The organism is Nitratireductor lacus (assembly GCF_056431025.1).
This window is the reverse complement of record NZ_JBWKMB010000023.1, coordinates 39,042-65,099: the sequence shown is the minus strand read 5'-3', so window position 1 is coordinate 65,099 and position 26,058 is coordinate 39,042. Positions and strand designations below refer to the sequence as shown.

Here is a 26,058-nt window from a genome sequence, read left to right as displayed (position 1 = left end):
CGCTGTCTGTTCGGGGGCCGGTGTCTTCAACATGACCCAGTGAATCAAAAACCCCCGGCAAATGCCAGGGGTTTGTCAGCAGTCTGAGCCCGGCATCTCTGCCGGGCTTTTTTCATGTTCGTGCCGTTGTGGCTCAGGCCACCATGATGTGGCGGGCCTGCGTGTATTCCAGCAGCGACTGCATGGAGAGATCCGAACCGTAGCCGGAGTTCTTCATGCCGCCATGCGGCATCTCGGTGGCGAAAACGCCATGGGTGTTGACCCAGGTGACGCCGTATTCGAGATCGTTGGCAAGACGCAGCGCGGCGCTGGTGTCGCGCGACCAGACCGACGAGGCAAGGCCGTATTCCGAAGCGTTCGCCCAGCTGAGCGCCGTGTCGGGTTCATCGAACTCGGTGAGCGTGACGACGGGGCCGAACACCTCTTTCTGGACGATCTCGGCGCCGATAGGCGCACGCACCAGTGTCGGCTCGTGGAAGAAGCCGGCACCATCCGGCCTGTTGCCGCCAGCGACGATGTCCGCACCCGATGCGCGGGCGCGCTCGACGAAGCCGGCAACGCGCTCCTGCTGGGCGGCGCTGATCAGCGGGCCGAACTCCACATCCTCACGCTCCGGCGCGCCGTAAACGAGGCTGCCGATCATGGCGGAGAGCTTGTCCGTCAGTTCATCGGCAATCGCCTTGTCGGCGAAGACGCGGCAGGCTGCGGTGCAGTCCTGACCGGCATTGTAGAAGCTGGCCTCGCGCATCGTGTCGACAACACTGTCGAGATCAGCGTCCTTCATCACGATGACCGGAGCCTTGCCGCCAAGCTCGAGATGGGTGCGCTTGATCTGCTCTCCGGCAGCCGCCTTGAGAATGGCGCGGCCGGTGCGCACGTCGCCGGTCAGCGAGATCATGCGCACAAGCGGATGGGTGATGAGCGGCTGGCCGACATCCGGGCCGTTGCCGCAGATGACATTGACGACGCCGGCAGGCAGAACCTCGTTGAGGATCGCGGCCAGGCGCAGAAGGCTGAGCGGGGTGTTTTCCGACGGCTTGATGACCACGGTGTTGCCCGCGCCGATGGCCGGGGCAAGCTTCCATGCGGCCATGAGCAGCGGATAGTTCCACGGCGCGATGGACGCGATAACGCCGAGCGGATCGCGGCGCAGCATGCTCGTCATGGTGTGGGAGCGGTAGCCGTCAGCGGCGACGCCCGGCATGTTGCGCACGGCGGTCGCGTAGAAGCGGAAGACGTCCGCCACATTGGCAAGTTCACCGGCTTCGACGAAGCGGCGCGGCTTGCCGGCGTTCAGCGATTCGACCTCGGCGAGACGGGCTGCGTTTTCCTCGATCTTGTCGGCGACGGCCCACAGCATGCGGCTGCGTTCCTTCGGCGTCGTGCGGCGCCAGCGCTGGAAAGCACGGTAGGCGGACTGCACGGCGGTGTCGATCTGGCCTTCGCTGGCCGAGGCGACACGGGCGAGCTCGGTCCCGCGTGCGGGATCGAATGCGGTTTCCTCCGCGCCCTCACCGGCGACGAACTCACCATCGATGAAAAGACGTGTTTCAAGGCTGCTCATGCGTGTCTCCATTCGCTCAAGGGCGATCGGTTTTCAAAACTGTATGTGAATGCGTCCGGCAGAACGCGGCCGAAGCCGCTATTCCCTTTCGGACAGAACGCGCAGTCGCGCCGGATCAATGGCCAGGCCAACCGTCTCGCCACGCTCGAAATCGAGATCGTGCGGGGCCAGAACGCGGATTTCTTCCTTGCCGATCTGGATCACGTAGCGATTGCGCGCGCCGAGATAGACGCGTGTGCGCACCTTGCCCTCGATGGCGCCCTCGCCCTTCGGCTTGATGGCCACATCTTCCTGACGCAGTGCGACGACGGCCGGGCCACGGCGCGTCTCGTCCTTGCCGACCGGCAGGGTCTGCCCGTCGGCAAGTGTTGCCACCGGCCCGCCAGCTTCTTCGGTGATGTTGGCCGACACGAGGTTGGCCGCACCAAGGAAGCTCGAAGCGTAACCGGTGGCAGGTTGGGCGTAGATCTCGCGGGGAGCCCCCTCCTGTTCGATCTTGCCCTTGTTCAGAAGAATGATGCGGTCCGACAGGCTGAGCGCCTCTTCCTGATCGTGCGTGACGAACAGGGTGGTGAGGCCGAGACGCTTGTGGATCTCGATGAGCTCGACCTGCATGTCTTCGCGAAGCCGCGCGTCGAGGTTGGACAGCGGCTCGTCGAGAAGCAGGATCTGCGGGCGCGAAACGATGGCGCGGGCAAGCGCCACGCGCTGCTGCTGGCCGCCGGAAAGCTGGTTGGGCCGGCGGTCGGCCAGATGGCCGAGCTGCACGGTCTCCAGCGCGTCGCGCACCTTGTCACGCTGCTCGTCGAGCGTGCCGATGCGGCGCATGCGCAGCGGGAAGCGGACATTCTCGGCAACGCTCAGATGCGGCAGAAGCGCATAGGACTGGAACATCATCGCAATGTCGCGCTTCTCGGGCGGCAGGTCGGTGACGTTGCGCCCGCCGATCTCGACGGAGCCGGAGGTAACGCTTTCGAGACCCGCAACGATGCGCAGAAGCGTGGTCTTGCCGCAGCCGGAGGAGCCCAGAAGGCTGACGAACTCGCCGGATGCAATATCGATGGAGATGCCGTGAAGAACCTCGACGGGACCGAAGGCTTTCTTGATGGCGTTGAGACGGACTTCAGCCATGGATCAGGTGCTCGCGAAACGGTGCAGGCCAAGCATCCGGTCGATCACGAAGATCAGAAGGACGGTCAGGCCGATCATGATGGAGGAAACGGCAGCCACCGACGGGTCGGGGCTGAATTCGAGCTGGCCGTAGATCTGCACGGGCAGCGTGGTCATGCCGGGCTTGCGCAGGAACAGCGCCAGAACGGCCTCATCGAAAGAGATGTTGAAGGCAAAGAAGGTGCCCGCCGCAAGGCCGGGAAGGCACTGCGGAAGAACCACCAGCCGCAGCCGCTGAAAGCGGCTCGCGCCCATGGTCTGCGCCGCTTCCTCAAGGAAGGGGTCAGATTCCGAAAGGACCGCCAGCGTGGTGCGGATGACATAGGGTGTGGTGATGATCGTGTGGCTGACCCACAGGGTGAGCACGGAGACCGGCCCGAAGATTGCGCTCCACAGCATCAGCATGCCGATGGCGTAGATGATGGTGGGCAGAACCAGCGGCGACAGGAACAGCGTCGAAAGCAGGCCCGAGAAGGGCAGCTTGCGCCGGTGGAGCGCGATGGCCGCCGCACCGCCGACGAAACAGGAGGTGACGGTGACCAGAAGCGCCACCTGGATGCTGATCCAGGCCGCATTGAGATAGGCGTCGGACGACAGAACCGCCTCGTACCAGCGCAGCGAGAAGCCCGTCGGCGGGAACGAGATGAACTGGCTTTCCGAAACGGACACGCCGACGATCACGACCAGCGGCGCGAGGAGGAAGATGCCCGTCAGGACGACGAAGGCGACAGCGCCGATGCGCAGCGGAGTGGAAACGGCTCTAACCATTGGAGCGCCCCGAAAGTCTGGCATAGGGCATCAGGAGAACGATGATGCCCAGGAACAGGATGACAGCCTGGGCTGCGGCGAAGGGCCAGTCGAGCGTCTGCGTGACCGAACGGTAAATGGACGCGGCAAGAACCTGAATGCGGGCGCCGCCCAGAAGGTTCGGCGTGACGAACGAGCTTGCCGAAAGCGTGAAGACCAGCAGCGAGCCGGCGACGATGCCCGGCACGGACAGCGGCAGCACGACCGTGCGCAGGGTCTGCAGGAAGGAGCAGCCCATGGTCCTTGCCGCCTCTTCGAGCCGGCTGTCGATGCGGGTGATGACGCCAAGGATCGACAGGGTCATGAAGGGCAGAAGCACCTGCACCATGCCAATGACGATGGCGGTCTCGGTCTGCATCAGGCTGAAATTGCGCCCGACGAGGCCGAGATCACGCAGGACCTCGGGCACGAGGCCGCTGCGGCTCAGAAGCACCATCCAGCCGAAGGTGCGCACGACCACAGAGGTCATCAGCGGCAGGATCACCATGATGACCAGCCAGAGCCTCAGACGCGGAGTGACATGGGCCATGATATAGGCCATCGGGAAACCGATCAGCGCGCAGATGAGCGTAATGATCGCCGACAGACGCACGGTGCGCCAAAGCACATTGAGATAATAGGGATCGCTCAGGAAGCGCGTGAAATGGGCCAGCGTCAGCCCGTTCTCGCCCGAGACAGACAGCATCAGCATCTGTGCAATCGGCACGAAGAAGGCGAGCACCAGAAGCAGGAGGCCCGGCAGGATCAGAAGCGAGTTTTCCGCGCGGTCTGTCATGGCGATCCTTGTGTCGTCTCATTTTAAGCTTGCATTGCCCCGGAACGGGCGACTGCGCGCAGGCGCACGCGCAGGGCGCGGCATCGCAAATCACTCGCGATGCCGCAATCAGGTCTGGACCTATCGGGCGATGGTGCGGTTCCAGGCATCGACCCAGGCCGAGCGGTTGGCCTCGATCTTGACCGGATCGAAGCGGATGAGGCCTTTCACCCCTTCCTCGCCATAGGCCACGTCGGCGGCCACTTCGCCGGTGAGTTCGGTCTTCGCATTGGTGGGCGAGTAACGAAGCTTCTCTGCGAAGCAGGCCTGCGCCTCAGGCGAGATCGACATGTCGATTAGCTGGAGAGCGAGATCCTGGTTCGGCCTGCCGGCCACGAGATTGGCCGTGATGAGGCTGGCCGGTGTTCCTTCAGCGCCCTGGGTGAAAGCCGTCGGCAGACCGGCCTTTCGCAGCGTGTAGGCATAGTCGGACGCGTAGGCGGCAATCCATGCATCGTTCTGCGCGAATTCCTGCTGGATCTCCGGTGAGGTGGAAACAACGATGGCGCCGTTGTCGAGAAGTTTGCTGACCGCATCAAGGCCCGGCTGGATGTTGTCGAGATCGCCACCGTTGACCTGATTGATCATCAGGAAGCCGAGCATGCCATAGCCGTTGGAAATGTCGGTCAGGACGATGTGATCGGCATAGGCCTCGTTGGCGAGGTCCTTCCAGGCGGTGGGCTTTGGGTCGGCCGCTTCATTGTTGTAGAGGAGACCGATCGCGGCAATCGAATAGGCGGGGCCTTCGCCTTTGGCGAGGTTGGCCCGGGCAAAATCATAAACATCGCCGGCATTGGACAGTTTGGCTTCGTCGATCGGCGAGAGGAGACCTTCCTGTGCCGCCACGATTTCCTGGCCGCCGGAAAAATGGATGACATCGAACTGCGGCGCATCTTTCTGAGCACGCAACTGGGCGAACGCATCAGCGGAGTACGCAGTGACAACTCGCACTTCAGCGCCGGTCTTCTCCTCGAATGGCGTCAGAATGCACTCGCGGTGCGCTTCTTCATAAGCGCCGCCGAAAGAGTTGATCGTGATCGTTTCGGCCTGTGCAAGTGCGGTGCCGGCCATCAGTGCGCTAACGCCGGCAACGGTGAATTTCGAAATCGTCTTCATGGCTGTTCCCTTGCTTTCTTTATATTTGATGTCTGGAGGCCGGGCGGCCCGCACCGAGGCGGGTGGGCCGCCGGATCGTCAAACGTTGCGGCCGATCTCGACCGTCTTCAGGCCTTCCCTGCGGATCAGGCGGCACTGCTCGGCGATTGCGTCGAGCCCTTCGGACATGTTTCCGAAGTAGGTGCAGGAAATCCAGCCCGTGGGGCCGAATGTGCGACCGCCCTCGCCGTAGAACATACCGATCTCCCAGAACTCGTCGGGGTCGATCTTGAAGAAGTTCTTCGGCTGGTAGAACCAGAGCATATCACCAGGCTGCGGGAGAACCGTCTGGTTTTCCGGCGGCAGGCTCGTGGGATCGAAGTTGCGGGCCTCTTCCGGCAGACCCATCATGATCTCCGGGCCAGAGAAGATGGCATGGCTGGCGGGAACCTGAATCGGCTTCTCCAGGGCGCCCCAGATCGCTTCACAGGTTTTTGGTGCGGTATCCCAATAAAGAGAAATGATGCCTTTTACGTCCGCTTCGACGAATTTCAGATAGATATTCTTGTCAGTCATGAACCTAAACCCGTTAAAGAAGCCGGTATTTCAGGGCAAGTAGTGGGTTGTGTCCAATCGCAATGCGGAATTCTGCGTATAAAAAAATTCTATTGCCCTGGGTTCTGTTTCGTCATGCTCCGTTTGATTTCGCCGCAAGGCGTGCCTGCTCACCGACATAGCGCCAGAAGGCGATGTCGTGCGGATGCTGATTCACCGGCCATTCCGGATGCCATTGCACGGCAAAAACCGGAGCCCTTGTTCCCGAGGCCGCGACCGCTTCGATCACCCCGTCATCGGCGTGAACCGTGGCGGCAAGCCCGTGACCCAGCCGGTCGATCCGCTGGTAATGGACGCTGTTGACCGCGATCGGGCCTGACACGCCCAGCACCTTTTCGAAAGCGGCACCCGGCACGACTGTCGCGCCGTGCGCGTGGGCAAACATGGCCTCGAGAGAAGCGTCGTCGGGAGCGTGATGGGAGAATTCCGGTGTGCCGATGTCGCGTTCATCGGCGAGCGATCCGCCGAATGCGACATTGATCTCCTGAAGTCCGCGGCAAATGCCGAAAAGCGGTGTCCCGCGTTCGACCGCTGCGTCAATGAGCCGGGCGGTAGCGCTGTCACGTGTCGCGTCGAGCATTCCGCGCTGCGCTTCCGTGGAGCCGTAGCGCGAGGGGGCTATGTTGGAATTGCTGCCTGTCAAAAGCAGTGCATCCATCCGCGGCAGGAGGTTGATCACATCGTCTGCATCAAAATTGTTCGGCACAATGAGAGGCAGCGCATCGGCGTTCTGGCGGACTGCATTCAGATAGCGTTCCTTGACGATCTGGGCGTCCTCTCCTTCCACGGAGCGCCTGCAGGCGATGACGCCGACGACGGGAAGTGCGGGCATTTTTTCGTATTCCTTTTGAATTCAGGCCTGTGGCATATAGAGCATTATGCGGACTGGCAAAGAGATGCAGCGTCCTTTATATATGTCCAGAAGGACGCATGAAGGACGCTGTAATCCCTGGCACACTGCCACGAAAATGCGACACGCTGGGAAAGAGACTGGCCCAATAGCCGAGTCTTCAGGCGGGATGGCCCTATTCCGTCAGTTCACGTTTGCCGCTGCACCGCAGGTGAGCTGTCAGGCTTTCCGACATGACGAAAAAGCCAGGAAACAGCGCCCCGAATTGGAGCCGGTCAGGAAGATGGTTGGAAAGCTCCAGCCTCGGGGGGGCGTCGACCGGCCTCTCGCCGCCTACACGCTGCCGCCCGGGATCGCCTGTAAAAGCGCCTGCGTGTATGGATGCCGGGAATGTGCGAACAACGTTCGCGGCTCCGCTTCTTCGATGATGCGCGCCCTCTGCATGACGCAGATCCGGTCGCATAGCGAACTGGCTATGCGCAGATCATGGGTGATGAACAGCATCGCAAATCCGAACCGCTCCTGCATCTCGCCCAGGAGTTCGAGCACCTGCGCCTGCATCGTCACATCGAGTGCGGAAAGCGCCTCGTCAGCGATGAGTAGGTCCGGGCGCAGCGCAAGCGCCCGCGCGATGCAGATGCGCTGACGCTGACCGCCGGAAAACTCGTGCGGGAAGCGATCGAGTGCTGAAGGCTGCAATCCCACCGCCGAAATGAGGTCGCGTACCCGCTCTTCAGCTTCCAACCGGGGAACACCGCAGGCCATCGGCCCTTCGGTCAACGCAGAGCCGATTTTCTGACGGGGGTCGAGCGCGGAGTATGGATCCTGAAAGACCATCTGAATATGCCGGCGAAGGGTGCGCAGTGGGGCGCCACTCTTGGACAGGAGGTCTTCGCCATTCAGCCTTATGGTTCCGCCATCGACCGTGCCGAGACGGATGATCGCGCGAGCGAGTGTGGACTTGCCCGAGCCGGATTCGCCCACAAGCCCGATTGTTTCGCCTGGTCGTATGGCCAGGGATACATTGTCGAGCGCAGGGATTTCGCGTTCAGGCCAGCGCTTTTGCAGATGCTCGGCTACGAGAAAGGGTGGATTTCCGTTTGGTTGAACAGCGCGGGGAGCCAACCTTGGAACCGCCGCAAGCAGCGCGCGGGTATAGGGATGCGCGGGTGCTTCCATGATCCGCTCCCGGGGCCCCTCTTCCAAGAGTTTTCCAGATTGCATCACCGCAACCCGGTCGGCGATTTCCTCGACGACGCCGAAATCGTGGGTGATGAACACGACCGCTGTACCGTGACGGGCACGCAGCCCCCTGATCAGATCCAGTATCTGCGCCTGCGTCGTCACGTCCAATGCCGTCGTGGGTTCGTCGGCAATCAAAACCGCCGGTTCCAGCGCCAGTGCCATCGCGATCATTACACGCTGGCACTGGCCGCCGGAAAGCTGATGCGGATAGCGATGATAGATCACCTCCGGTTCCGGGAGCAGAACTTCGGAGAACAGGTCCAGCACATGTTCGCGGACGTCCGCCCTCGGCATGGCCGTGTGCAGCCGAAACACCTCGGCCACCTGCTCGCCGACGCGGTAGAACGGGTTTAGCGAGGCCGTCGGCTCCTGAAACACCATGGCGATACGTCGTCCGGCCAGGTCGCGGCGGGCCTTTGGCGACATGGTCAGCAGGTCCTGCCCTTCAAAAAGAATCCTTCCGCCTTCCACCGAAAGGCCGCGCGAAAGAAGCCCCATGATGGCCAGAGACATGACCGACTTGCCGGAGCCGGATTCGCCGACGATACACAGGATTTCGCCTTCGGAGACGGAGAACGAAACATCGGCGACGGCATGCGTGCGGTCGGCGACGCCTGGCAGCTCAATCGATAGGTTCTCGACGGAAAGCAGTTTGGTGGATCGGGCCATGATGTCTTCTCAAATGCCTGTCGAATGCATGGGCGCGCGGGCCCCGGACTCTCCGTTCATGGGAAGAGCCCGGGCGAGGTGAAGCGTCAGAGCTTAAGATAGCCGGCGTGCAGCCGCATTTCGAACTCCGGGACCGGCACGAAGGAAATGCCGTCACGAACGGCCCAGTTGGCAAGCGACTTCCACATATACTGCCCCGGCGTCACGCGCTGCCACTCTTCGGAAAGTTCGAGGAACAACGCCTTTCGCTCTTCCGGATCGGTGGACTTCGCATAGGCAGTACCGATCTCGACGAACCTTTCCGTTGGATCCCACGTCTTCCATGAAGCCGACGAGATAACGCCGGTCGGGCTCCAGTCGAGCCAGAGTGGCTGATAGGGGTCGCCGGGAATGAAGCTGGTTCCGCCGGAAACGGCGAGCATGTGAAACGGCCGCTCATAGGCAAGCTGGAAATTGTCGAGAAACTGCGCCTCGACATTGATCCCGACTTCTCGCCACATCTCCACCATGATCTCGGCTGCGGCATCGTAATTCGTCCAGAAACCGCGCGTAATGTGCCAGATAAGCGTTTCGCCCTTGTATCCCGACTTTGCGACCAACGCGCGTGCGGCCTCCAGATGGTATGGCAGGCGGGGCTTTGCCGCCGCATCGTAGAAATTGCCGTATTCGGGAAAGTTGAACGGCACCGCCGGGAAAAAGGTGTTGCCACCGAACAGGGCCTGAACAATGGCGTCCATGTCGATTGCCTGGATCATCGCGTAGCGCAGATCCTGGTTCTGCAGCGGATTGCCTTCAGGATCGTTGCGCGTGTTGAAGAGCACGGCGGTGTAGTTGTTCACTTGTTTGCGGATCAGCGTCGCGCCTTCCATCGTCTCGATCTGGCTTTCCTGATCGATCGGGATGGAGGCAATAATGTCGAATTCGCCGGTCGCAAGCCCCGCCAGACGCCCCGCATATTCAGGAACGAGCAGGAAGTTCAGCCGCTCAACCGGCGGCGCGCCATCCCAGTGATCGGCAAACGCTTCCAGTCTGGCCGCCTCATTGCCGCGATAGCTCACTACCCTGTATGGACCGGTCCCGACCGGCGCCTGACCGAAACCATCCACGCCCTTTTCGAGGTAATAGGCTTTGGGAACCACATAGCCGATGAAACCCGAGAGCTTTCCGGGAATGTTGATGTCCTCGTCTGCCGTTTCGATCTCGACGGTGAGCGGTTCCGTCGCCTCCACCCGCACGAAGCCCGCGGTATAGGTGCGGCCACGCGGCTCGTAGGGCTCGTTGCCCCAAAGGCGCTCGGCAGAAAGGGTGAAGGCAACGTCTTCGGCAGTCATCGTCTCGCCGTTGTGGAATTTCACCCCCTCGCGCAGCGTGATCGTCCAAACCTTCCCGTCACGCTCCCAGCCGGTTGCAAGGCGCGGTATCAGCGTCTGGCCCGACGGGTCGTTGAGATAGTCGATCTCGACAAGCCGGTCATAGATGTTGGGAAAGATGCGGATCGAAGCGTTCGATATTCCGTTGATCGGTGCGATGTTGTGCCAGAGCGCTTCGACGGCAACGTTCAGCTCGGTGGTGTCCGATGCCAGGGCAAAGCCCGGCATCATGCCCGCCATAAGGCTGGTGCCGGCGATCAGTTTTCCGAATTCACGTCTGTTCATGTCGGTTCTCCCATTGGTTTTATGTTATTGCCGCACGCGTTGCAGTGCCGGATCGAGACGATCGCGCAGCCAGTCCCCAAGCACGCACATCGCCAGAGAAACGAGGAAAATCGTCAGGCCCGGCAGCACCGATATCCACCAGGACGTGGACAGGTAGTCCCGCCCGTCCCCCATGATCTGGCCAAGGCTGGTCATGGGCGGCTGAATGCCGAGACCGAGAAAGCTGAGCGCGCTCTCGAGCAGAATGATCTGCGGAAAGTTCAACGTGAGCTGGACAATGAGGATGCCCGCCACATTGGGCAGCACATGCCGCAGGTAAAGGGCGAGTGGCGGAACGCCGAGTGTGCGGACGGCTTCCGCCCAGGGCTGGCTCTTCGCAGACAGGACCACGCCGCGCGAAAGGCGGGCGTAAGAATCCCAGCCGAACATCGCCATGAGAAAGATCAAAAGCCCGAACGAATTGCCGAAGAAGGCGAGCAGCGTCAGGGCGATCAGGATGAACGGCAGGGACGCCTGAATGTCCACGACCATCATGATCGTCTCCTCGACCCAGCCTCTGAAATGCGCGGCGACAAAGCCGAGCGTGCAGCCGAAGAGCGCCCCCAGAACCGACCCCAAAAGCGCGATCAGGAGAGAGATGCGCAACCCTTCGGCCATGCGCGCAAGTAGGTCCCGACCCAGCCTGTCCGTGCCCAGCGGAAACTCGAAGCCACCTCCGAAGAGCAGCGGTGGGCGCATTCGAGCGAGCAGGTTCTGGTGGCTTGCCGTATGATCCGACAGCCAGCCGCCAAACAGCGCGAAGAGGAGCGCGCAGACCAGTGCCGCAATGGAAAGCCAGACAATCGTGGGGATATGGCGCATCATTTGCTCACCCGAATTCGCGGATCGATCAATGAGTAGGTGAGATCGGCGAGCAGGTTTGCGAGAACCATGAACGTCGCCATCATGAGAACCAGCCCCTGCACCACCGCCAGATCGCGCGAAGCGACCGTCTGCACCAGAAGGCGCCCGATGCCGGGCCAGCCGAACACCGCCTCGACCACCACGGTCCCGCCCACCAGGGCTCCCAGATTGAGGCCAAGGATGGTGACGATCGGGATCGCGGCATTGGGCAATGCATGCCGCAGCACGCCATAGAGAAAGGGCGCTCCTTTTGCCCGGATCGTGCGCATATACGGACGCTCCAGCACCTCCAGCATGGCCGAGCGGGTGAACCGCGCGAGCGTTCCGGCGACGTAGAATCCGAGCGTCAGACCAGGCATGATGAGATGAAGTGCGCTGCCTGCCCCCGCGCTGGGCAGCCAGCGCAGATGGAACGAGAAAAGCAGGATCATCAGAATGCCGAGGAAATAGTTCGGCAGCGCGAAACCTACGACGGCAAAGGTCATGACACCCCGGTCGAGCAGGCTGTCGCGCTTCAGCGCGGCGAGAATACCTGCGGGAATGCCGATTGCAAGCGCCCAGAGATAGGCCACTGCGCCCAGTTGCAGCGTGTTCGGCAGCCGCTCTGCGATGATCGCCGTAACGGCTCGCCCATCCTGATAGGAATGCCCGAAATCTCCAGAGAAGAGATTGACCATATAAGCCAGGTACTGTTCGAAGAGCGAACGGTCGAGATTCCATTTCTGACGAAATTGCTCGATCTCGGCCGGCAGGGCGTCAGGGCTGAGCAGGGCGACAACCGGATCACCGGAAGTGCGCAGAACGACAAATGTGAACGTGACCACCGCCCACAGCGTGATCAGCGTCCGCAAAAGCCGCTTTAGCCAAAAGCGTCGTCCCAACTCTCCCTCCTCATCCTTCTCAGGGAGAGCCTAGGAAGGCTTGGCGAGACAGCCTAGCTGGAAGAACTTACAGGTTGGGCCGGTAGGAGGGCGCAGGGTCGAGCAGGCCGTAATGGGCCGCGCGCGCCAGTGTCTGGGCGCGATTGCGGGCACCCAGCTTCTTCATTACCGACTGCATGTGCATGATGACGGTCGAGAGCGAACGGTCCAGCGCATGGGCGACCTGCTTGTCGGGTCTGCCTTCCGCGCAAAGGCGCAGGCATTCCATCTCGCGCGGTGTCAGGCGCACAGCGGTCGTCATCATCGCTTCATCACTGATCGAAGCCATGATCTCGTCCTGCAATTCATGCGCCATAAGCGTAAACGCGGCAGCCAGTTCATTGTCGAGCCGCCGCTCCGGCGGCCGTTCATTCCAGATGCCGGTTACCGTTGCGAGGCCGCGCGTGCCGCCGCGGACAGCCACGGTGATCCCGCGCGCCAGTTTTCGTTCACGCAGAAAATTCGCCACTTCCGCAGGAATATTCCTGCGGTCGCTCAACTCTGAAGACTCATCGGCATGATAGGACCAGTAGACCGGGCGTGCGCGACCCAACGCTATCTTCTGTACCGGATCAAGCTGGTAAAAGCCGCCGCTACACCAGAGTCTCTCCATTTCTCCAGGAATGTTCCGGGAGGCAAGGACAGTAGGTGTGATCAACTCCCCCTCTGGTGTGAAGGGCACGGGAGAAAAGTCATAAATCAATGCCTGCATTCCGAACTTCGCCACCGAGCGGGCAGCCCGATCGAGCTTTCGATCCAGTTCAGCGTTCGATGGCGTTTTCGGCTTTGTGTTCATCACCTTCATCTAATCGGATCTGTCGGGCATCCCAGGCCAGCACTCGTAAAGGCTAAGCGCTGATTTTTGTAGAGGCAAGCCCGATTATCCCGAATGCGGCGCACCACTACGGCCGAGCCATGACGACCCGGGGTGGCCCGATCTCGCGGCGCTGCAACAGCGTTGGCAAGCGGTGACGGGTCGTTGCAACAACCGCACTGTCGACTTCGGCCGTGATCACGCATGGATCATCACCCGCCGCAGCAATCACCTCCCCGAACGGCGAGATGATGCGGGATTGCCCGTAAACCCGCACACCTTCCCGTTCACCACATTGCGCTGCAGCAATCACATAGGAGCCGGTTTCGATCGCACGAGCTTTCAGGAGTGGCTCCCAGTGCAGCGGCCCCGTTGCCGTGGAGAATGAAGCCGGGATCATCATCACATTCGCGCCAGCGGCAGCCAGCGCATCGAAAAGGTAGGAAAAGCGAATGTCGTAGCAAATCGACAGGCCGAGCCGAAGATCGCCGATGTCCACAACCACGGCTCCCTCCTGCCCCGGAGCAACCGCTGCGGATTCCTGAAAGTCGGCCGCGCCTCCAAGCTTCACGTCGAATGTGTGCAGCTTGTCATAGGTCGCCGCAACATCGCCCGATGGAGCGATGAGATAGGTGCGGTTCCAGACGCGTTGCCCGCTCTCATGGCGTACCAGCAGCGAACCGGCGTGGACCCATAGTTCGAGCTCGGCAGCAAGACTGCGGCAGAGCGCCAGCGTCGTGTCCTCATTCTCCGGCAGGCAGACCGTCGGATAACGCAGATTGTCGCGCAGAAGAATGTTGGCCGCCTCCGGCAGGCTGACGAAGGCTGCGCCCTCGCCGGCCGCCCGACGAACCATCTTTTCAATCTGCGCATTGTTGGCCTTCACATCACCAGTCGTGTTCAACTGGATCGCGGCAACGCGAAGCTTGGTCATCGGAACTCTCCCTTTCAATCCAGCCGCGCCAGGAAGTCAGCGACCACCGCCATGTAAGCGCCTTGCTCTTCCACATGCGGCATGTGGCTCGACTCCTCGAACACCTCCCAGACAGCTCCCGGAATACGGTCGGCGAACTCACACACCGTTCGCGGCGACGCCTCGTCATGAGCTCCCGAGATAACGAGCGTCGGCGCCTGCACCCGATGCAGGCGTTCCACCACCGTCCAGTCCTTCAGCGTGCCGACCACATGAAACTCCGTCGGACCGTTCATCGTGTGGTAGACGGTCGGGTCACGATCGATCCAGTCGAAGGTACGTTTTACGAAATCCGGCATGGGTTGAAGGCGGCAGACATGGCGCTCGTAGAAAACCCGCGACGCCGCTTGATAATCGGGATGATCATAGGTGCCGTCCGTCTCGTGACGGGCCAGCGCATCCTGCGTTTCCTGCGGCAGTTTCGTGCGCAGTTCCAGACAGCCCTCCACCCATGCTTTCATGGAGCTGGGGGAATTGGCGATGACGATGCCGTTCAACCCCTCAGGCTGGCGCACGGCGTGCTCGGACCCAAGCATTCCTCCCCAGGACTGGCCCAGAAGATTGTAGCGCTCACGAATGCCCAGATGGTCGAGAAGATTGTCGAGCTCTTCAAGAAACAGATCGACGGTCCAGAAATCGGAACCGGCCTCCGGGAGATGCGTTGAACGCCCGTTTCCGATCTGATCGTAAAAAACGACGGCGCGGCCTGTGGCTGCGATATCTGAGATGCTCTCTAGATAATCATGCGTGCACCCCGGTCCGCCGTGAACAACCACGAGCGGCACCTTTTCGGATTTCAGGTCACCGATGACCCGATACCAGGTATTGTACTCTCGGAAGGACGCAAAATCTTCAACCACATCAGCTGCAGGCATGTGAAAACTCCTTTGGGATTTTAGCAAAGCCTTCACCGCGATCCGCAGCGGCGCAATCTGTAATAAATAGCAGGAGGGGAGGATAACGGGCGCGGAGCCGCCCCGTCAGCGCTGGTCTGAAGGCGTCTCGCGCCAGCGCGTCAGATGACGGGTGATAATCTCTGCCATGCGCTCGCGGTCATGTGTCTTCAGCGCCTCAACCATCTCCAGATGGTCGAGACTGCTGGACCTCGCTTTTGTGGGCATTGCCCACTGGTTCCACTCACCGGGCAGGTTACGCTCGCGCAATTCATGGATGAGATCGATCAGCGTGCGATTGCCACAACAATCGTAGAAGGCGTGGTGAAAAGCATGGTTCAGCTTCTGTGCTTCGGGATAGGGAACAGCCTCGAGCGCGTCATCGAAGGCGAGCGCCGCAGCTTCTATCTTCGCCACATCCTCTTCGCTCGCCTGCTCGATCACCAGCAGCGCTGCCGGCACCTCCAGCATCAGGCGCGTATCTGTGAGTTCATCGCGCTGCCTACGATCGGTTTCGGCCACACGATAGCCGCGATTGGGCACATGGCTAACCATATGCCCGGACGCAAGCCGGGCGAGCGCCTGACGCACATCAAACCGCCCTACCCCATAGCGTTCTTCAAGATCGACGAGCCGCAGCCATTCGCCCGGCCGATAGAAACCAGCCGCAATATCGGCGCGCAGGCGCTCGCTCAGCCCGTTTCTAATCTCCCTTTTGCTCATCGCTGCTTTCCCCAAACCTTTCGAGGGTTCCCACTACTCTGCCGCAAAGACAAGGGCATCGCCCTCGGCAATGTGTATTTTCCCCGCCCTTTCAGGCTCCGGAACATCCACAAGCATGCGAATTTCCTGCCCCGCCAGGGTCAGCTTCTGCTCATAGTGATTGCCCAGATAGCTGGCGGTGGTGAAGTTGGCATTCAGTGTGTTCGCACCGCTTCCATTTGCAACCCGCATGCGCTCGCCACGTACCGCCAGTCTGGCTTTGGCTCCGGCAGCCATCGGCACCGCGCTGTGCCCGTCGATCTGCTGGCCATCCGCCAGACGCAGGCGCGTGACGACCGCGTCGCCCCTGTGGGCGCTTTGCTCGACAACACCTTCGATAAGGTTGGCGCTGCCGATAAAGGTTGCTGCAAAGGGATGTTGCGGACGCTCATAGATTTCCTGCGGCGTTCCTAGCTGAACGATCTCGCCCGCTCGCATGACGGCGATGCGGTCACTCATTGCCAGCGCTTCTTCCTGATCATGGGTGACATAGATCGCGGTCAGACCGAGCTCGCGCTGAATTTCCTTGAGCCATACCCGCGCACTCTGGCGCAGCTGCGCATCGAGGTTGGAGAGCGGTTCGTCGAGCAGCAAGAGGGGCGGCCGAAACACCACTGCCCGCGCCAGCGCAACACGCTGCTGCTGCCCCCCCGACAACTCACCCGGATAGCGCTTTCCGAAGCCCGAAAGCCCGACCAGTTCCAGCGCTTCGTCGACGCGTCGCGCACGCTCCGCGCGGCTCACCTTGCGCAACTCCAGAGGCATGGAGACATTGCGCTCCACCGTCAGGTGCGGCCACAGCGCATAGGACTGGAACACCACCCCGAAGCCGCGCTTCTCAGGCGGCGCAAACTGGCCGGTGGCTTCATCGAAAAGCACATGGTCGCCAAAGCGGATGACACCGGATGTCGGCCGGTCGAGACCGGCGATCGCTGCAAGCGTGGTCGATTTTCCGCAGCCGCTCGGCCCCAGGAGCGTGAGGAACTCACCCTGTTCCACCGTCAGTGAAATATCGTTGACGGCGTGAACGTCGCCATAGCTCTTTGTGAGATTTTCCAGAACGATCTTATTCATAGAGCTTAACTCCAAACACGAGACGGGCAGCGATCAGAAGGATCGCGATCATGGCGATCTGCAGGGTTGCGAAGGCGGCGGTCACGCCGGCTGCTCCGTTCTCCCAGAGGCCGAGCATGGTCACACCCATGATTTCCAGTCCCGGCGCCATGAGGAAGATGGCGACGACGTAAGATTTCAGGTGCACGACGAAGAGCAGAATGAAACAGCCAAGCAGCGCCGGTTTCATCAGCGGAAGCAGAATGCGCCGCATGCTGGTTATCCAGTCCGCGCCCACGGTGCGCGCCGCCTTGTCGAGATCTGCGCCGATCTGCACCACGGAAGGCTGCACCGCGCCGAGACCCAGCGGAATGGTCGCCATCACATAGGCAACAACGAGGATCCAGATGCTGTCACGCAGCCAACCGAAAGGTGCAAAGACGATCGCGGCATAGAAGACGCCCAGACCCGTGATCAGGCCCGGCACCATGCGCGGCGAATAGGCCAGTGCTTCCAGCGTGCGGCGGAACGGAAAGCTCGACCGCTGGATGACAAGGGCAATCAGCGCGGTCAGAAGCGTGCCGAGACCCGCCGCTGCCACCGAGATGATCAGCGTGTTCCAGAGTGCGCGCATGTAGGCGTCTGTCTGGAAGACGTCCTTGAAGTTCTGCAGCGTCAGCACCTGCCAGACCGGAATGAGCGGCGTCAGGTAGCTGGTGAAGGCGCGCAGGACCAGCCCCAGGATCGGCACGAGAACAACGAACACTATATAAAGAGCGGCGAGCGTGAAAAGCGGCCATTTGAGCGCGCCAAGCTGCAGCGGCGCGGGCCGTGTGCCCTTCCCCTTCACCGTCTCATAACGATGCCCGTTGGACAGAAGCAGCCGCTGTAGCATCAGCGTGGCGCCGACCAGAACCACCAGCACCAGAGCGGAGGCGGCCACCATGCCATGCTGCGGATTGGAAGCGCCGATCCCCTCCAGATAGAGATAGGATGACAGCGTGTCGATCCGCGCCGGCCTGCCGAGAAACAGGGGGATCGAGAGCATCTCCACGGCGATCACGATGTTGAGCGCGCTGGAGGTAACGATGGCCGGCAACATCAGCGGCAGCGTCACACGCCGCATCACGGTCAGCGGTCCTGCACCACAGGTCCGGGCAGCACTCTCCAGCGTCGGGTCAATGGAGCGCGCCACGCCGTAAAGGCAATAAAGATAAGCCAGCGGAGCCTGCGAGACACCGGCAACGATGGCCATGCCCGGAATGGAATAGAGGTTCCACGGGGCGTCACCGAACATCCGCGCGAAAGCCTGGGTCAGAAAGCCGGAGGGGCCGTAGACGATGAGCCAGCCCACCACCATGATCAGATGCGAGAGATAGAGCGGCCACATCATCATGTCGCCCATCACCCGGCGACCGGGCATGTCCGTGCGTCCGAAAAGAAGCGCCGCCACCACGCCAAGCACCTGCGCGATGACGGTCGTCAGGCCCGCAAAGGCCAACGTAGTCAGCGCAATCTCGCCAATGGCCTCATTGCCGAGAAGCCGGCCGATATTAGCCAATGTGAAGTGCCAGTCCCGCTCATAGAGAGGGCCGGCGACAAACACCTGAAGCAGGATTGGCAGCGCCGGCGCGAGCACAAGCACCGCCGTGATGATGAAGATCAGCCACTGCGCCATGCGCGAACGGCTGAGAGGCACGATTGCCGGGCCAACGCGGGGAGGCGTGAGCGTGGTCTCGGCGGATTGCGTATTCATGGGCTGGCTTTCTTTTTCACCATGCGGCGGCCAGCTACTACAGGACCGGCCGCCGCATTGACCGTTTACATGCCGAAGGCCTTGGCCCAGCGCGCGATGAAAGCATCATGCTCTGTCAGCATATCCGGGTCGTAGTCGATAAGGATCATCTTGTCCTCGCCGCCAATCTCCGCGATCACCTCGTCAAGAGAATAGGACGTTTCGCCCTCCGGCTTAACACCGGGGCGATAGGCCGTCAGCTTGCCTTCCGCCACCGCATACTGCCCCTCTTCGGAGAGAATGAAGTCCAGCATCAGCCGCGCTGCCGCCGGGTGCGGGGCCTTTTCCGTCACGCCAACCCCACGCAGGAAGACGGGCGTTCCGTCGGAAGGAAATTTCCAGTCGATGATCTGTCCGACGCCCTGTTTCAGCCGCGGGAAGAGAACCGGGCCGGAGGCGAAGTAGGACGCCGTGTTTTCACCGCTCACGGTCTTCTCGATCATGCCGCCAGTGCCGCCACCGGGTCGCGTCGAGGGACCGATGGCGTCAAACCATTTCCATGCCTTGTCGCCATGGTGCCGCACGAACGCAAAATTGATGGATTCGCCAAACGCGAACTGGCCGTCATAGGTGCCGATCTTGCCCTTGAAGACGTCCGGATGCGCGGTGATGTTGGCGAAGAACTCTTCCATCGAGGCCGTGCGCAGCTCCTCCGGAACCAGAACCTTATTGTACATCAGGATCATCGGGTCGGCGGAGAAGGTATAGACGCCCGGCATCGGCAGGCTCCACTCCGGCAGGAACTGAGCTTCGGGAGATTTGTAATCAACGACAAGACCGTCATTGGCTGCCTGAATCCAGTCGCCAATCGTGCCGGCGGCGAGGATGTCGGCTGTCGCCACACCCGTGCCCGTCTCGGCGCGGTAGCGTGTGAACACCTCACCCGGCCCGAGGTCGAGCGTTTCCACCTTGATGTCCGGATAGTGCTGGTTGAACGCCTCGATCAGCGGCTCCCAGTTCTCCGGCCCCATGTTGGAATAGATCAGCAGCGAGCCTTCCGCATTCGCCTGCGCGACAAGGTCGGCATAGTCCGCCGGATAGTGATCGGGCAGCTCCTGCGCAGACGATACGCCTGCGGGAAGCGTGAAGAACGCAGCGGTTAGAAGCAATGTACGCAACATGGATTTTCCCCTTTTGTGTATGTCGTTAAAGCCAATTTTCGATGGCATTGGATGCGGCCTCGGCCAGCGGGCCAAGTTCGTGTCCAACGCCATCCAGACATTCGAACCCCGGCTTCAGCCCCGATTTATCAAGACTTTCTTTCAGGGCCGCGAGACGCTGATGACGGTCCGCACCGGCGACATCGGCGAAAGGCGAGTAATCGGGATGATCCGGCCCCCGGGCCACGAGCCCCTGATTGCTGTCATTCGCACCAATGATCAGATGCACCGGTAGTTGTTTCAGCCCTTGCGCATCGACCGGTCTACCGAGGGCCTGCTCGATGCCGGCCACGCCCGGCCACCAGGGCAGTTCCGCATCCAGCAGCGTCACCGCACCGGGCGCTGCGATCACCGCGCCGGACAATTTGCCCGCCGCCACCAGCGCATAGCGCAGGGCAAACTGCGCCCCGCCGGAGAAACCGAACAGATAAGCCGGCTGAGACCCGAGAGCGAAGCGCGCCCTGAAAGCTGCAACCATGCTTTCCAGCAGCATCGCATAATCAACACCCGGCTCGCGAAGAAACTTGTAACCGTCGGAATAGCCAGGGCGCGTCACGTCTGAAGGAAAGAGTGGCGCAAGCACATGGATATCCCTGCGCGTGGCCAGGTTGTCAAAAGCGTCGCGCGTTTGCAGATGGTCTCGCGCACTGCCGTGAACGGCGATCAGCAGGGGTCGATCAGGCCTGCGCGAAGGAGCCAGTGTCCACGCAGAAGCAAAACGCGGATCCGGCTCATGGTCGGCTGCCCCTTTTTCAAGCGCAATCGCATCTCCCCCCAGTCTCATGCGCGCTCCTCCGAGCGGCTTGCAAGAAAAGCAGCATCGGAACGCCTGCAACTCGATGCCTCTGCTGATCGCAGAACCACCGGCGCGACAGGAAAATCACGTCCCCGTGGGGTTGGGTCGAAAAATACTGCGTTCAATAAGGCTGGCATTATATGCTCATAAATTTGCGCAACTTTATGCGCAATTAATGCGGCATTTGTCTGGGGCCGTCAATACAGCTTTTTGCAAAGCGCTCGTTATGTCCGGGTTCTGTAAAGGCAACGACGAGCTGTCGGCCCGCAGCACCGGCGCGGGTCTTCCCGCCTCAGTCCGCGGTCTTCGAGAAACATGAAGGAGTGGTCGTGCGCTCGATCAGATCCTCATCATGGAAAACAGAGCGGCGCACATACCCCGTTCCGACATTGACCTGACAATGACTTCCCGCGCTCCGCTGCGCGACGGAAACCCAGCGCAGAGGTCGGTTGACCGGCGACCAGCAATGGCTGGTACGGCAGGAAAAAAGTCCACGCCCCGATTGAGGTCCACGTCTTCCAGTGCTTCCCCGGTATTGCATTTCGCTTCGCAGCGGGAAGGTCGCGCCAGACGGCGGCTGGTGCCGTCTGGCACTGCCGCAGGCTCCTCAATGATCAGGCGTTGCTCTTCCACAATGTCATATAGTCAGCGTTTCGGCGGAGCCACCGCATCGTGAGTTGCGAGCTAAGCGCATCGGCTGGCCCCGAAAATACCTTCAGCAGAACCGAACGGCTTGACGGCATTCGCTGGAGCGCCGGCGTTCAGGCCTTCGGCACATCGCCTGACATAGCGTCGGGGTGATTCTCATGCCAATTTGGTGTGCGCTGGTCAAAACGGGACCGAGCTGGAAAGCCAATTATTCAAAAAAAGGGCTGGCGGAAATTTCTTCACGCCAGCTATTCATGGAAAATGGCTATTCCCACTCGATCATATCCGGTGGACATAACTTGCTGATTTCACAAATGTTTAAGGATACTCGAGGCCCACATACCGTCACAAAGTTAAGCTTTTGAAATTACTTGCTGTTTTGGATTCTTCAAATCTCTATTACGTTCTGTAACACTAATCGAGATGCGGGATCAAATCGAGGGCTCGCTACACCCGATTCTTCCGATTGGTCGAGGGAACCGTTCGGCACTTTGCCAGCGTAGATCGAGCGTCGCCCTCCGAAGGGGAAGGCCACAGGTTCGAGGCGTGTCCGGCGCACCCGCAAAGAGCGTGATGTGCGACCTGCTGTGCGGTCGAGTAGTTTGCATCAGAACCCAAACCCGCCGCTACTACCGTGGTCTATTTTCCCACCGCCGTTATCAACCAATCATGATCGTCGGTTCGTTCAACACCCTGAGCGTTGCGATAAGCCAGCCACTGCGAAACCAGCTGCCTCGACAGCATTGCGGATCGAGCGGCCAATATCCACAGCCCTGGGCGTGTCGCTATGAACGAGGATTGAATGCGCCTGTGTTCGAATGGTTTTACCACTAATCGTATCGATCGTGCCTTCAACGATTGCTTGGGTCACGCGCTGCGTGATTTCCTCAGGGTCTGCGATGACGGATCTATCCACACTGCGGGCTACGAGTCTTCCCGTATCGTCATAGGCGCGGTCGGCGAGGAACAGGCAGGCAACGCGCATTCCTTCCACGCGCGCAGCACGCTCAGCCTCCGTATTGGGCAAGGTCACCACAACCATCTCGGGATCGAATACTTTGTAGGCGCGGATCAACGAAGCGGCCAGATCGGGATCGACAAGGGACATGTTTCCGAGCGCGCCATGAGCGCTCACATGGCCGACCTTGCCTCCGTGGGCCGCCGCAATCGCCTCCAGGGCGCCGAGTTGGTAAAGAACCGAGGTCTCCAGTTCGCGGCTTCCCATAGGGATCGCACGGCGACCGAACCCCATGCGGTCAGCAAAGCCCACATGGGCCCCGATATCCACGCCGTTGCGCACGGCAATCCGCACGGTCTCGTCCATGATGACCGGATCGCCGGCGTGAAAACCACAGGCGATGTTCGCCGACGAGACGATAGACAGAAGCGTTTCGTCATCGGCGATGCGGTAGGGGCCAAATCCCTCCCCCAGATCCGAATTGATGTCGATCACCTTCTGCATTCTAGATCTCCTCATATTCGAAAAGAGCCTGTCCAAACTCCACCGCTTCGCCCTCATGGACAAGCGGCGAGCCGAGGCGCCCCACCCGGCTCGCCACGACCGGAAGCGCCAGTGGGCCAGCATCGATGAAGGCGACGATATCTCCGCTCGAAACCATCCCATCGCAAGCTCCTCCGCCGGCGCGGAACAGGCCAGGGGCCGCAGCCCGAACGGTATCGGCAGGCGTCTTTCCGGCGGATGCCGGGATCGCCTTTTCGAGGATGGCCCTGTCCAGCCGCAGGCAGAGCGAGAATTCGCCCTGCTCCACCTCAAGCCCATATGCGCCCGCAGCGCGCATGCGCCCCGCTAGTTCGGCGATTTCGGACGGCTTCATGGTTTCGGTCTCATGGCGGCAAGCGATACGAAATGAGCGACCTTACGCAGAAAGGCTTCTTCCTCATGCGCGATGGCCAGCGCCTCGCGCTGCGAGATCTCCACGAAACGGACCATTCCGCCCGGCTTCAACTGGGCAAGACGCCTCAAATCTGCTGCTATAATCACACCAAGTCGAGGGTAGCCTCCACAGGTATTTCCGTCGACCATCTGCACAACCGGCTGCCCGGAAGGAGGAAGCTGCACCACGCCCGGCAGAATGCCGTGGGAGAAAAGCTCCATCGGCGTGTCGAGTTGCAGCTCCGGCCCGCCGAGACGATAGCCGACGCGGCTACTGTCGCGATCCAGCCGCCACGCGCTCTCCCAGAAGGCATCCCGGCTTGCAGTCGTCAATGCGCCGTATTCGGCAGCGGTGACGATGCGCAGGCTTGCCGGCTCGTGCGGTGTCTTTTCCAAAAGCCTCGGCGAAAGACCGAAACCGGCCTCGGGACCGGCCATCGCAGGCGCTGGATTGGCAGTGGTGTTCACCCTCAAAAGATCATCCGGCTTGAGCGCACGCCCTTCCACCCCGCCGAAACGACCTTTCAGATCAGTGCTTGCGGAACCAAAGACAGGCTCAACGGAGAAACCACCGGCAATAGCAAGGTAAGCAAAAGAGGCATCGCGCGGTGGATGCAAGGTAAGCACGTCCCCTTTCCGCCCGCGCATCGTCCACCAGGGCGGGAGGGGACGGCCGCCGAGGCGCGCGGCGCAATCGCCGCCGGTAATGGCAAAGGCCATATTCCGCTCGAAGCGGATGGACAGGCCGGAGGCGGCGATCTCGATACCCGCAGCCCCCTGCTCGTTCCCAAGAAGGAGATTCCCCAACTTCAGGGCAAGCGGATCCATGGCTCCGGCAAGGCCGACGCCGGAAGCGCGGTATCCGGGGCGTCCGAGATCTTGCATGGTGATCATCGGGCCGGAGGCGAGCACCGTTATCATGCGCGCACCTCATCGACACGGAAACGGATACGGTCGCCAGGAGCAAGCAGGATCGGTGTTTCGCGATCCGGGTCGAAGAGCTTCATTTCGGTGTGTCCGATAATGTGCCAACCGGATGGGGAATCGCAGGAGATGACGCCGGTCTGTGCGCCGCCGATCACCACGCTGCCCGCCTCCACGCGCTTGCGCGGCACCTTGCGGCGCGGCGTGGCAAGGCGCTCGTCCATGCCGGCGAGATAGGCGAAACCCGGCTGCGAACCCAGGCAATAGACCGTGCATTCGCTTGCGGCGTGGAGTTCGGCCACCGCGCCGACCGACAGGCCAGCGTAGTGCGCAACCTCCTCGAGGTCCACCCCGGCCTCCCCGCCATAGCGGACCGGAATTTCCACGATACGGCCCTTGCGTCGCTCCATATCCAACGTCAACCAAGCCTGCTCCACGGTAGCGCAGATGGTTTTGAAATCGGCGGCGGCGGGATCGTAGACCAGAAGGAGATTGTTCATGCCAGGAACCGCCTCGCGCACATGTGGCCAGCTGGAAGCGAGCTCGGCAAGTCCCCAGATGCGCTCCTGGACCGCATGATCGAGCCTTGCGCCGGTTGCGTCGCAGTGGAGACCCGCCTCGCCGAAGGGGCTGAACCGCATGGGTAAGATTTCAGGCATCCTGCGGCTCTTTCAAAAGGCACTCCAAATGGTGGATGCTGCATCCTCCGGCCATGAAACCTTCATCGTCGAGGAGGCGGCAGTGCAGCGGAACATTGGTTTCTATGCCCTGCATGACCATTTCACGCAACGCTCCACGCAAACGTGCCAGAGCTTCATCGCGCGTGCGACCGTGGGCGATCACCTTGCCAATCATAGAATCGTAGTTGGGTGGAACACGGTAGCCCGCAACGACATGGGAATCGACACGAACGCCCACGCCACCAGGCGCATGCCAGCGCCACACCTCTCCCGGCGAGGGCGTAAAGCTGCGCGGGTTCTCTGCGTTGATGCGGCACTCGATGGCGTGACCGGAAAGGACGATATCCTCCTGGCCGAACGAAAGGGACTCGCCCCGCGCAATGCGGATCTGCTGTTCCACCAGATCGATGCCCGTCACCATTTCGGTCACCGTGTGCTCGACCTGGAGCCGGGTGTTCATCTCGATGAAATAGAGTTCACCATCCTCGTAGAGAAACTCAAACGTGCCCGCGCCGCGATAGCCAATTCGCCGGCAGGCTTCCGCGCAGCGGGCACCCACCCGCTCCAGCAGCGCGCGCGGAACGGCCGGCGCGGGCGCTTCCTCGATTACCTTCTGGTGGCGGCGCTGCATGGAACAATCGCGCTCGCCGAGCCACACGGCATTGCCGTGCCCATCTGCGAGGACCTGGATTTCGATGTGGCGCGGGCGCTCGAGGAATTTTTCCATGTAAAGCGAGGGATTGCCGAAGGCACGCTGCGCCTCCTCGCGGGTAATCGCGATGGCCTCCAGCAGTTCCTCCGCCTGATGCACGATGCGCATGCCCCGGCCGCCGCCCCCGCCCGTCGCCTTGACAATAACGGGAAAACCGATCCCCCGTGCCATCTCGAGGCAGGCCGCACCGTCCTCGGGCAAGGCGCCCTCGGAGCCGGGCACGCAGGGAACCGCAGCTTCGATCATGGCCTGCTTGGCCGATATCTTGTCGCCCATGCGGCGGATCGCCGATGACGGAGGGCCGATGAATATGCGCCCCACCTCCTCGATCTTATGGGCGAACAGCGCATTCTCGGACAGAAAGCCATAGCCTGGATGAATGGCATCGGCGTCTGTCATTTCGGCCGCGAACAGGATGGCGGACATATCGAGATAGCTTTTCGCCGGGGCGGCGGGACCGATGCAGACGGCCCGATCGGCCAACTCTACATAGGGCGCTTCGCGGTCGGCTTCGGAATAGACCTGTATGACCTCGATGCCCAGCAGGCGACAGGCGCGCTGGATGCGCAATGCGATCTCGCCCCGGTTGGCGATCAACACGCTGCGCAGGGTTCTGGAAGCGCTCATGGTTTTCTGCTTTGGTCTCA

Annotated in this window: 24 protein-coding genes; all 24 read right to left on the bottom strand. The window is 61.2% G+C overall.

All coding sequences use genetic code 11. The features are described from left to right. Positions 1-133: 133 nt before the first annotated feature. Positions 134-1,564, bottom strand: coding sequence for an aminobutyraldehyde dehydrogenase (locus tag AC07E3_RS17865; RefSeq protein WP_336066346.1), 1,431 nt, complete (start codon positions 1,562-1,564; stop codon positions 134-136). Between the two features lie 78 nt (positions 1,565-1,642). After that, positions 1,643-2,695, bottom strand: coding sequence for an ABC transporter ATP-binding protein (locus tag AC07E3_RS17860; protein ID WP_478363763.1), 1,053 nt, complete (start codon positions 2,693-2,695; stop codon positions 1,643-1,645). Positions 2,696-2,698: 3 nt separating this feature from the next. Then, complete coding sequence (locus AC07E3_RS17855) at positions 2,699-3,502, bottom strand: ABC transporter permease (RefSeq protein ID WP_065816175.1); 804 nt, start codon at positions 3,500-3,502, stop codon at positions 2,699-2,701. After that, a complete protein-coding gene (locus AC07E3_RS17850) occupies positions 3,495-4,316 on the bottom strand; it encodes an ABC transporter permease (RefSeq protein WP_336066354.1) in 822 nt (273 codons plus the stop codon). Before AC07E3_RS17850 ends, AC07E3_RS17855 begins: the two co-directional genes overlap by 8 nt. Positions 4,317-4,436: 120 nt before the next feature. After that, positions 4,437-5,471, bottom strand: a complete 1,035-nt coding sequence (locus AC07E3_RS17845; RefSeq protein WP_478363761.1) for an ABC transporter substrate-binding protein — start codon at positions 5,469-5,471, stop codon at positions 4,437-4,439. Between the two features lie 78 nt (positions 5,472-5,549). Further along, a complete protein-coding gene (locus tag AC07E3_RS17840) occupies positions 5,550-6,026 on the bottom strand; it encodes a DUF3830 family protein (RefSeq protein ID WP_336066358.1) in 477 nt (158 codons plus the stop codon). Positions 6,027-6,138: 112 nt separating this feature from the next. Beyond that, positions 6,139-6,897 carry a gamma-glutamyl-gamma-aminobutyrate hydrolase family protein gene (locus AC07E3_RS17835; protein ID WP_478363759.1) on the bottom strand — a complete coding sequence of 253 codons (759 nt, stop codon included), beginning with the start codon at positions 6,895-6,897 and terminating at the stop codon, positions 6,139-6,141. A 351-nt stretch (positions 6,898-7,248) separates the two neighbouring features. Further along, on the bottom strand, positions 7,249-8,829 hold the full coding sequence (locus AC07E3_RS17830; protein ID WP_478363757.1) for an ABC transporter ATP-binding protein: 1,581 nt from the start codon (positions 8,827-8,829) through the stop codon (positions 7,249-7,251). An 86-nt stretch (positions 8,830-8,915) separates the two neighbouring features. After that, the gene (locus tag AC07E3_RS17825) at positions 8,916-10,484 is read right to left on the bottom strand and encodes an ABC transporter substrate-binding protein (RefSeq protein WP_478363755.1); all 1,569 of its coding nucleotides are present in this window, start codon (positions 10,482-10,484) and stop codon (positions 8,916-8,918) included. A 24-nt stretch (positions 10,485-10,508) separates the two neighbouring features. Beyond that, the gene (locus tag AC07E3_RS17820; protein WP_418792892.1) at positions 10,509-11,345 is read right to left on the bottom strand and encodes an ABC transporter permease; all 837 of its coding nucleotides are present in this window, start codon (positions 11,343-11,345) and stop codon (positions 10,509-10,511) included. Further along, complete coding sequence (locus AC07E3_RS17815; RefSeq protein ID WP_336066368.1) at positions 11,345-12,268, bottom strand: ABC transporter permease; 924 nt, start codon at positions 12,266-12,268, stop codon at positions 11,345-11,347. Before AC07E3_RS17815 ends, AC07E3_RS17820 begins: the two co-directional genes overlap by 1 nt. Positions 12,269-12,335: 67 nt before the next feature. Further along, entirely contained in the window at positions 12,336-13,103 is a 768-nt protein-coding gene (locus tag AC07E3_RS17810; RefSeq protein ID WP_478363753.1) for a helix-turn-helix transcriptional regulator, read from the bottom strand. Positions 13,104-13,209: 106 nt separating this feature from the next. Next, on the bottom strand, positions 13,210-14,055 hold the full coding sequence (locus AC07E3_RS17805) for a carbon-nitrogen hydrolase family protein (protein ID WP_336066372.1): 846 nt from the start codon (positions 14,053-14,055) through the stop codon (positions 13,210-13,212). 14 nt (positions 14,056-14,069) lie between these two features. Next, positions 14,070-14,969, bottom strand: a complete 900-nt coding sequence (locus tag AC07E3_RS17800) for a proline iminopeptidase-family hydrolase (RefSeq protein ID WP_478363751.1) — start codon at positions 14,967-14,969, stop codon at positions 14,070-14,072. Between the two features lie 105 nt (positions 14,970-15,074). Beyond that, on the bottom strand, positions 15,075-15,710 hold the full coding sequence (locus AC07E3_RS17795; RefSeq protein ID WP_336066378.1) for a GntR family transcriptional regulator: 636 nt from the start codon (positions 15,708-15,710) through the stop codon (positions 15,075-15,077). Positions 15,711-15,743: 33 nt separating this feature from the next. Then, entirely contained in the window at positions 15,744-16,823 is a 1,080-nt protein-coding gene (locus tag AC07E3_RS17790; protein ID WP_336066380.1) for an ABC transporter ATP-binding protein, read from the bottom strand. Beyond that, complete coding sequence (locus AC07E3_RS17785) at positions 16,816-18,558, bottom strand: ABC transporter permease (protein WP_336066383.1); 1,743 nt, start codon at positions 18,556-18,558, stop codon at positions 16,816-16,818. The genes AC07E3_RS17790 and AC07E3_RS17785 overlap by 8 nt, the downstream gene beginning before the upstream one ends. Before the next feature lie 65 nt (positions 18,559-18,623). Then, positions 18,624-19,718, bottom strand: coding sequence for an ABC transporter substrate-binding protein (locus AC07E3_RS17780; protein ID WP_336066386.1), 1,095 nt, complete (start codon positions 19,716-19,718; stop codon positions 18,624-18,626). Positions 19,719-19,743: 25 nt separating this feature from the next. Next, complete coding sequence (locus AC07E3_RS17775; protein WP_478363748.1) at positions 19,744-20,541, bottom strand: alpha/beta hydrolase; 798 nt, start codon at positions 20,539-20,541, stop codon at positions 19,744-19,746. Between the two features lie 1,345 nt (positions 20,542-21,886). Next, a complete protein-coding gene (locus AC07E3_RS17770) occupies positions 21,887-22,663 on the bottom strand; it encodes a LamB/YcsF family protein (RefSeq protein WP_478363746.1) in 777 nt (258 codons plus the stop codon). Position 22,664: 1 nt separating this feature from the next. Then, entirely contained in the window at positions 22,665-23,036 is a 372-nt protein-coding gene (locus AC07E3_RS17765) for a biotin attachment protein (protein ID WP_478363744.1), read from the bottom strand. Next, positions 23,033-24,016 (bottom strand): 5-oxoprolinase subunit C family protein, encoded by a 984-nt coding sequence (locus tag AC07E3_RS17760; protein WP_478363742.1) that lies wholly within the window; start codon positions 24,014-24,016, stop codon positions 23,033-23,035. Before AC07E3_RS17760 ends, AC07E3_RS17765 begins: the two co-directional genes overlap by 4 nt. After that, entirely contained in the window at positions 24,013-24,678 is a 666-nt protein-coding gene (gene pxpB / locus AC07E3_RS17755; protein ID WP_478363740.1) for a 5-oxoprolinase subunit PxpB, read from the bottom strand. The genes AC07E3_RS17760 and pxpB overlap by 4 nt, the downstream gene beginning before the upstream one ends. Continuing rightward, positions 24,671-26,038 carry an acetyl-CoA carboxylase biotin carboxylase subunit gene (gene accC / locus AC07E3_RS17750; RefSeq protein WP_478363738.1) on the bottom strand — a complete coding sequence of 456 codons (1,368 nt, stop codon included), beginning with the start codon at positions 26,036-26,038 and terminating at the stop codon, positions 24,671-24,673. Before accC ends, pxpB begins: the two co-directional genes overlap by 8 nt. Between the last annotated feature and the right edge of the window lie 20 nt (positions 26,039-26,058).

What these genes read in the sequence shown, in the direction of transcription:
- AC07E3_RS17865 (WP_336066346.1), bottom strand. Translation starts at nt 1,564, where the DNA reads ATGAGCAGCCTTGAAACACGTCTTTTCATCGATGGTGAGTTCGTCGCC.
- AC07E3_RS17860 (WP_478363763.1), bottom strand. Translation starts at nt 2,695, where the DNA reads ATGGCTGAAGTCCGTCTCAACGCCATCAAGAAAGCCTTCGGTCCCGTC.
- AC07E3_RS17855 (WP_065816175.1), bottom strand. Translation starts at nt 3,502, where the DNA reads ATGGTTAGAGCCGTTTCCACTCCGCTGCGCATCGGCGCTGTCGCCTTC.
- AC07E3_RS17850 (WP_336066354.1), bottom strand. Translation starts at nt 4,316, where the DNA reads ATGACAGACCGCGCGGAAAACTCGCTTCTGATCCTGCCGGGCCTCCTG.
- AC07E3_RS17845 (WP_478363761.1), bottom strand. Translation starts at nt 5,471, where the DNA reads ATGAAGACGATTTCGAAATTCACCGTTGCCGGCGTTAGCGCACTGATG.
- AC07E3_RS17840 (WP_336066358.1), bottom strand. Translation starts at nt 6,026, where the DNA reads ATGACTGACAAGAATATCTATCTGAAATTCGTCGAAGCGGACGTAAAA.
- AC07E3_RS17835 (WP_478363759.1), bottom strand. Translation starts at nt 6,897, where the DNA reads ATGCCCGCACTTCCCGTCGTCGGCGTCATCGCCTGCAGGCGCTCCGTG.
- AC07E3_RS17830 (WP_478363757.1), bottom strand. Translation starts at nt 8,829, where the DNA reads ATGGCCCGATCCACCAAACTGCTTTCCGTCGAGAACCTATCGATTGAG.
- AC07E3_RS17825 (WP_478363755.1), bottom strand. Translation starts at nt 10,484, where the DNA reads ATGAACAGACGTGAATTCGGAAAACTGATCGCCGGCACCAGCCTTATG.
- AC07E3_RS17820 (WP_418792892.1), bottom strand. Translation starts at nt 11,345, where the DNA reads ATGCGCCATATCCCCACGATTGTCTGGCTTTCCATTGCGGCACTGGTC.
- AC07E3_RS17810 (WP_478363753.1), bottom strand. Translation starts at nt 13,103, where the DNA reads ATGAACACAAAGCCGAAAACGCCATCGAACGCTGAACTGGATCGAAAG.
- AC07E3_RS17805 (WP_336066372.1), bottom strand. Translation starts at nt 14,055, where the DNA reads ATGACCAAGCTTCGCGTTGCCGCGATCCAGTTGAACACGACTGGTGAT.
- AC07E3_RS17800 (WP_478363751.1), bottom strand. Translation starts at nt 14,969, where the DNA reads ATGCCTGCAGCTGATGTGGTTGAAGATTTTGCGTCCTTCCGAGAGTAC.
- AC07E3_RS17795 (WP_336066378.1), bottom strand. Translation starts at nt 15,710, where the DNA reads ATGAGCAAAAGGGAGATTAGAAACGGGCTGAGCGAGCGCCTGCGCGCC.
- AC07E3_RS17790 (WP_336066380.1), bottom strand. Translation starts at nt 16,823, where the DNA reads ATGAATAAGATCGTTCTGGAAAATCTCACAAAGAGCTATGGCGACGTT.
- AC07E3_RS17785 (WP_336066383.1), bottom strand. Translation starts at nt 18,558, where the DNA reads ATGAATACGCAATCCGCCGAGACCACGCTCACGCCTCCCCGCGTTGGC.
- AC07E3_RS17780 (WP_336066386.1), bottom strand. Translation starts at nt 19,718, where the DNA reads ATGTTGCGTACATTGCTTCTAACCGCTGCGTTCTTCACGCTTCCCGCA.
- AC07E3_RS17775 (WP_478363748.1), bottom strand. Translation starts at nt 20,541, where the DNA reads ATGAGACTGGGGGGAGATGCGATTGCGCTTGAAAAAGGGGCAGCCGAC.
- AC07E3_RS17770 (WP_478363746.1), bottom strand. Translation starts at nt 22,663, where the DNA reads ATGCAGAAGGTGATCGACATCAATTCGGATCTGGGGGAGGGATTTGGC.
- AC07E3_RS17765 (WP_478363744.1), bottom strand. Translation starts at nt 23,036, where the DNA reads ATGAAGCCGTCCGAAATCGCCGAACTAGCGGGGCGCATGCGCGCTGCG.
- AC07E3_RS17760 (WP_478363742.1), bottom strand. Translation starts at nt 24,016, where the DNA reads ATGATAACGGTGCTCGCCTCCGGCCCGATGATCACCATGCAAGATCTC.
- pxpB (WP_478363740.1), bottom strand. Translation starts at nt 24,678, where the DNA reads ATGCCTGAAATCTTACCCATGCGGTTCAGCCCCTTCGGCGAGGCGGGT.
- accC (WP_478363738.1), bottom strand. Translation starts at nt 26,038, where the DNA reads ATGAGCGCTTCCAGAACCCTGCGCAGCGTGTTGATCGCCAACCGGGGC.